The organism is Aeromicrobium sp. (genome assembly GCF_049587115.1).
GTDB lineage: Bacteria > Actinomycetota > Actinomycetes > Propionibacteriales > Nocardioidaceae > Aeromicrobium.
On sequence record NZ_JBAVDI010000016.1, the window covers coordinates 1 to 5,385 of the forward strand.

Here is a 5,385-nt window from a genome sequence, read left to right on the forward strand (position 1 = left end):
CCCCACTGCGTGCCGCCAATGATGAACGTCGACACGGCCGCAGCAATGAACTCGGTCGCGAATGCCGCTCCGGGCTTGCGAATGATCAGGCCACCGACGACGCCGGCCGTGAGCCAGACGCCAGCCAGCAGACCCGAGCTGGGTGGGAAGGAGAAAACGGCCAGGCCGCTGAGCGGCTCGTACAGCTTGCCCCACCCCCAGAAGATGACGCCGAAGGCGACACCGAGGGTGGCGATGGTGACGAGGTCGATCGTGCGGTAGCGCACGTCGAACCTCGGCTCGGATGTGGTTGCAGAACTCATCATGACTCCCTTCGCCGGTACTAACCGGTGCAGGTTCAAGGGTCTGCGGCGGATCCGCACTCTCAGCGCCCTCTGCGTGGCGCTCCCCTGTCTTGGTGGGACTAGCCTACCGCGGGATCAGCCTTCGTCCAGCAGGTCTCCACGCTCGACCATCTCCGCGGTCGCACGACCCGACGGTGCCCCGGCATCCAGATCCGACCCGGCGGCCAGGAGCAGTCGCACGACGTCGTCCTCCCCTTTGAATATCGCGCCGGCGACGGGGCTCTGGCCGCGATCGTTGAGCCGGTCGACGTCCGCACCGCGCTCGACCAGCGCAGCCACGGTGTCGGCGTGCCCGTGATAGGCCGCCAGCATCAGCAGGGTGTTGCCCGACGCATCGGTCATGTCGACCGGCACGCCCCTGTCGACATAGGCCGCAAGCTGGCTGGCGCCGCCCTCGCGGGCCAGGTCGAACATCCGGTGGGCGAGCTCGACGAGCCGGGGATCGAGTTCTTCGGTCATGCCACGACCCTAGGCGTCAGCTGACGGACCAGCCGCGTGGGACTTCCGGCTCGAGCTGGACGCGCGCTCAGCGGTCGTGGGACACAATGAGTCCATGTCCGTGCGCACACCTGATCCCAACCCGGGCTGGCTCCCGGACTTCGCCCTCGACGAGACCCGAGCCCGGGTCCCGATCCTGTACGTCGAGGCCGTCCCCGTCCGCATCGATGCACTCGGACAGGTCGAGTCGATCGGCGTCCTGCTGCGAGGTTCCTCGACCACCGGCGTGATGACGCGCACCCTGGTCTCTGGTCGCGTGCTCCACGGCGAGTCCGTCCGCGAGGCGCTGCTCCGCAATCTGGAGAAGGACCTCGGTCCGACAGCGTTCCCCCAGCTGCCCACGACGACGGTGCCATTCTCCGTGGCGGAGTACTTCCCACTGCCTGGCGTGTCTCCCCTGTACGACCCGCGCCAGCACGCAGTCGCGCTTGCCTACGTCGTGCCGGTCAGCGGTGAGTGCAGCCCGCGACAGGACGCCCTCGAGCTGACCTGGCTGACTCCCGCGGAGGCGGCAAGTCCCGAGGTGCTCGACGACCTCGAGGGTGGCCGCGGGTGGCTGCTGAAAGAAGCTCTGGCATCAGTCGGCGCACTGCCGCAGTGACGGAGCGATGAGGGGGATGGCTCGGCCGCAGCAGCCCAACCGCTGGGTCATGCTCGGCGTCTCGATGACGGGACAGCTCGCCGGCACCATCCTCGTCAACGGCGCACCGTTCCTCATCCATCACCTGCACACCGAGCGGGGACTCACCCTGACGCAGGCCGGCACGATCGCGGCCGCTCCGTTCGTCGGGGTGATGGCCACGCTGGTGCTCTGGGGACTGGTGGTGGACCGGATAGGCGAGCGCGCCTCGATGGCGATCGGCCTGTCGATCGTCACCGTCGGCGCGCTCGGGGCAGCGCTCAGTCCGACCCTCGTCGGCCTCGCGATCTGGCTGGGCATCGGGGGCGTTGGCGCCGGCAGCACGAACTCGGCGAGCGGACGGGTCGTCGTCGGCTGGTTCCCGCCCCGCCGCCGAGGTACCGCGATGGGTATCCGCCAGACGGCCCTGCCCCTGGGCGTCGGCATCGCCGCACTGCTGGTGCCCAACACGGTCGCGGCGCATGGCCTGAGGACCACCCTTCTGCTGATCGCCGCGATCTGCGCAGCCGCCGCACTCCTGTCGGCGGCCCTGATCGTCGACCCGCCCCGACCGAGCCGCGTCGAGGCAGCCGGATCGGGGCAGCTGACCAATCCCTACTCACGCGACCACCGCCTGGTCCGCATCCACCTCGCCTCGGCCCTGCTGGTCGTCCCGCAGTTCACGGTCTGGACCTACATGCTGGTCTGGCTGATCGACGACCGGGGCTGGTCGACACTGGCCGCCAGCGTGCTGGTCGCGGCGACCCAGGTCCTGGGCGCGACGGGTCGCATCGGGGCGGGCTGGTGGTCCGACCGGGTGGGCAGCAGGCTCCGCCCGATGCGCGCGGTGGCGGTCGCCGCCGCGGTCACGATGCTCTCGCTCGGCCTGCTCTCCGGAACACCGCTGGCCGTCGCGCTGATCGTCGTGGCGACCGCCGTGACGGTGGCCGACAACGGCTTGGCATTCACCTCCGTCGCCGAGATCGGAGGGCCATTCTGGTCGGGTCGGGCGATGGGGCTGCAGAACACCGGGCAGTACGTCACGTCCGCGCTGGTGCCGCCGCTGGTGGGGGCGCTCATCGCCGGTCGCGGGTACGGCTGGGCTTTCGGGCTCGTCGCGATCTTCCCCCTGATCGCAGTCCCGCTCGTTCCGGTGCGCGGAGAGCAGAGCCGCGATCAGGTGTGATCCAAGGCGCACGAGGCGCGGGTTTGGCGAGCCTGACCCAACGCCGCGCCTCCAGACCGGTTAATGTCAGCCGTACTGTCAGGGTCGTTTGCACAGAGGAAATGAGGCCTTCATGCAGGTCGTCGCGATTGTCGTCTCACTTGCCATCACCGCCGCCGCGCTGCCGCTGATCAGCAAGGCCGTGGCCGACATGCTGAAGGTCATGCGTGCCGGCCAGCCCGTCATCGGACGGCGCGACCAGCCGCTGCGCCGCACGGTGAACATGTTCATCGAGACGTTCGGCCACACCCGAATGCTGCAGCGCCGCTGGGTCGCGATCATGCACTGGTTCGTCTACGCCGCGTTCATCCTGCTCAGCACCGCGGTCCTGCAGTCGTACGTCCAGATCTTCAACGCCGACTTCGCCTGGCCCCTGATTGGCCACTTCTACCCGTACGAGTGGGTCTCCGAAGCGCTTGGCCTGCTCAGCACGATCGGCATCATCTACCTGATCGCGGTCCGCCAGTGGAACCACCCTCGTCGCCTCGAGCGCAAGAGCCGCTTCTTCGGCTCGACGTTCTGGCAGGCGTACTTCGTGGAGGTCATGGCACTGGGCGAGGGCGCGGCGATCCTGTTCATCCGCGGCGCCGAGTACAAGCTCATCGAGCTGTACCACGGCGGCGAGCACGGCGGCCGGGCCCACTTCCCGATCTCGTCATTCGTCGGAGACGCTCTTTATCCCGACGGCGAGAACTCGCTCAAGAACATCATCTTCTTCGTCGCGATGTTCAAGATCGTGCTCGCGATGGTGTGGCTCGGCGTCATCGCCCGCAACCTCACCATGGGTATCGCGTGGCACCGCTTCACGGCCTGGCCCAACATCTGGTTCAAGCGCAACAGCGACGGCGGCACCGCCCTGGGCGGACTGCAGCCGATCTACGTCAAGGGCGCGCCACTCGACCTCGAGAACATGGACGACCTGGAGGAGGAGGACTTCGCCAAGCTCGGCGTGGGCAAGGTCGAGGACTTCACCTGGAAGGGCATCCTCGACTTCACGACCTGCACCGAGTGCGGTCGCTGCCAGAGCCAGTGCCCCGCGTGGAACACCGAGAAGCCTCTGTCGCCCAAGCTGCTGATGATGGGCCTGCGCGATCACGCCTACGCCAAGCTGCCGCTGCTGGACATGGACGAGGACTCCCTGACCGATGAGCAGCGGACCGAGCTGGAGCGGCCACTGATCGGCAATGCCGAGGCATACGGCGTCATCGACCCCGACGTGCTGTGGTCCTGCACCAACTGCGGTGCCTGCGTGCAGCAGTGCCCCGTCGACATCGAGCACGTCGACCACATCGAAGACATGCGCCGCTTCCAGGTTCTCGTCGAGTCGAACTTCCCGGCCGAGCTGAACAACATCTTCAAGGGCCTGGAGCGCAAGGGCAATCCATGGGGCATGGATCCCAAGAACCGGATGGACTGGGCCAAGAAGCTCGACTTCGAGGTCAAGCAGGTCGGCGTGGACGTCGAGGACCTCGATGAGGTCGAGTGGCTGTTCTGGGTCGGCTGCGCCGGTGCTTTCGAGGATCGTGCCAAGAAGACGACCCAGGCCGTCGCCGAGCTGCTCGACATGGCTGGCGTCAGCTTTGCGGTCCTCGGAGACGGCGAAACCTGCACGGGTGACCCCGCGCGTCGCGCTGGCAACGAGATCGTCTTCCAGCAGCTCGCAATGCAGAACGCCGAGGTGTTCAAGGAGACCAAGGTCAAGAAGGTCGTCTCCACCTGCGCGCACTGCTTCAACACGCTCAAGAACGAGTACGCGGAGTTTGGCGTCGAGCTCGAGGTCGTGCACCACACACAGCTGCTCAACCGGCTCGTCCGAGAGGGCAAGCTGACCCCGGCAGCTCCGACCGCCGAGACCGAGACGAAGAAGATCACCTACCACGACCCGTGCTTCCTGGGTCGACACAACAAGGTCTACGAGCCGCCGCGCGAGCTGCTCAGCGTCATCCCTGGCGCCGAGTTCACCGAGATGCCACGCAACTCCGAGAAGTCCTTCTGCTGTGGCGCCGGCGGCGCCCGCATGTGGATGGAGGAGAGCCTCGGATCGCGCATCAACGTCAACCGCACGGAAGAGGCCATCGCGACAGGCGCGGACCAGATCGCCGTCGGTTGCCCGTTCTGCCGGGTCATGCTGTCCGACGGTCTGACCCTCAAGCAGTCCGAGGGCGCTGCACGCGAAGAGGTCGAGGTGCTCGACGTCGCGCAGATGCTGCTCGCTGGTGTCAAGCGTGCACCGGTACCCGCGGCTGCCAAGTCCGGCGTCGCCGAGGCCGAGGCCGTCACGACCGGGGCGAGCGGTGGTGTCAGTGATGCTGACAAGGCTGCCGCCGCGGCGCACAACATCGCGGTCGACGACAAGGGCACCGGTGCCGGCACCCCGTCGCCGGAGGAGCGTGCCGCCGAGGTCCCGCCCGAGAGCACTCCGGAGCCGGAGCCGGTCGCGACGCCGACCTCGGAGAAGTCCCAGGACCCGGCCGAGGAGGCCGAGCCAGACGCTGCGGATCAGGCCGACCCCCAGTCGATCAGCACGACCGAGGATGTCGGACCTGCCGCTGAAGCCACCACGTCCACTGATGACGCGGCCGCCGAGCCAGACACGACCCCAGCGGAGCCCGAGGCCGAGCCCGCGCCCGAACCCGAGGCCGAGCCAGCCCCGGCCGAAAAGATCACCGACGTACCCGACGAGACCGAACCGGTCGAGG

5 protein-coding genes and 1 riboswitch are annotated in these 5,385 nt (G+C 67.8%); of the genes, 3 read left to right on the forward strand and 2 right to left on the reverse strand.

Going from position 1 to position 5,385, the window contains the following annotated elements; genetic code table 11:
- Both WB461_RS01495 and WB461_RS01500 read right to left on the reverse strand, forming a co-directional pair.
- Positions 1 to 302, reverse strand: a 302-nt coding sequence (locus WB461_RS01495) for an ECF transporter S component (protein ID WP_423850957.1), incomplete at its 3' end; no start/stop codon positions are given.
- A riboswitch (TPP riboswitch) is annotated at positions 292 to 401 on the reverse strand. It overlaps the preceding gene by 11 nt.
- A gap of 18 nt (positions 402 to 419) precedes the next feature.
- On the reverse strand, positions 420 to 803 hold the full coding sequence (locus WB461_RS01500; protein WP_423850958.1) for an ankyrin repeat domain-containing protein: 384 nt from the start codon (positions 801 to 803) through the stop codon (positions 420 to 422).
- 94 nt (positions 804 to 897) lie between these two features.
- Here WB461_RS01500 and WB461_RS01505 point away from each other — a divergent pair, with 94 nt between their 5' ends.
- From WB461_RS01505 to WB461_RS01515, 3 genes are all read left to right on the forward strand, one after another.
- Positions 898 to 1,443 (forward strand): NUDIX hydrolase family protein, encoded by a 546-nt coding sequence (locus WB461_RS01505; protein ID WP_423850959.1) that lies wholly within the window; start codon positions 898 to 900, stop codon positions 1,441 to 1,443.
- Between the two features lie 16 nt (positions 1,444 to 1,459).
- Positions 1,460 to 2,647: an MFS transporter gene (locus tag WB461_RS01510; RefSeq protein WP_423850960.1), complete on the forward strand. Its 1,188-nt coding sequence runs from the start codon at positions 1,460 to 1,462 to the stop codon at positions 2,645 to 2,647.
- Between the two features lie 112 nt (positions 2,648 to 2,759).
- A partial coding sequence (locus WB461_RS01515; protein ID WP_423850961.1) for a heterodisulfide reductase-related iron-sulfur binding cluster occupies positions 2,760 to 5,385 on the forward strand: 2,626 nt, incomplete at its 3' end.

What these genes read in the sequence shown, in the direction of transcription:
- WB461_RS01500 (WP_423850958.1), bottom strand. Translation starts at nt 803, where the DNA reads ATGACCGAAGAACTCGATCCCCGGCTCGTCGAGCTCGCCCACCGGATG.
- WB461_RS01505 (WP_423850959.1), top strand. Translation starts at nt 898, where the DNA reads ATGTCCGTGCGCACACCTGATCCCAACCCGGGCTGGCTCCCGGACTTC.
- WB461_RS01510 (WP_423850960.1), top strand. Translation starts at nt 1,460, where the DNA reads ATGGCTCGGCCGCAGCAGCCCAACCGCTGGGTCATGCTCGGCGTCTCG.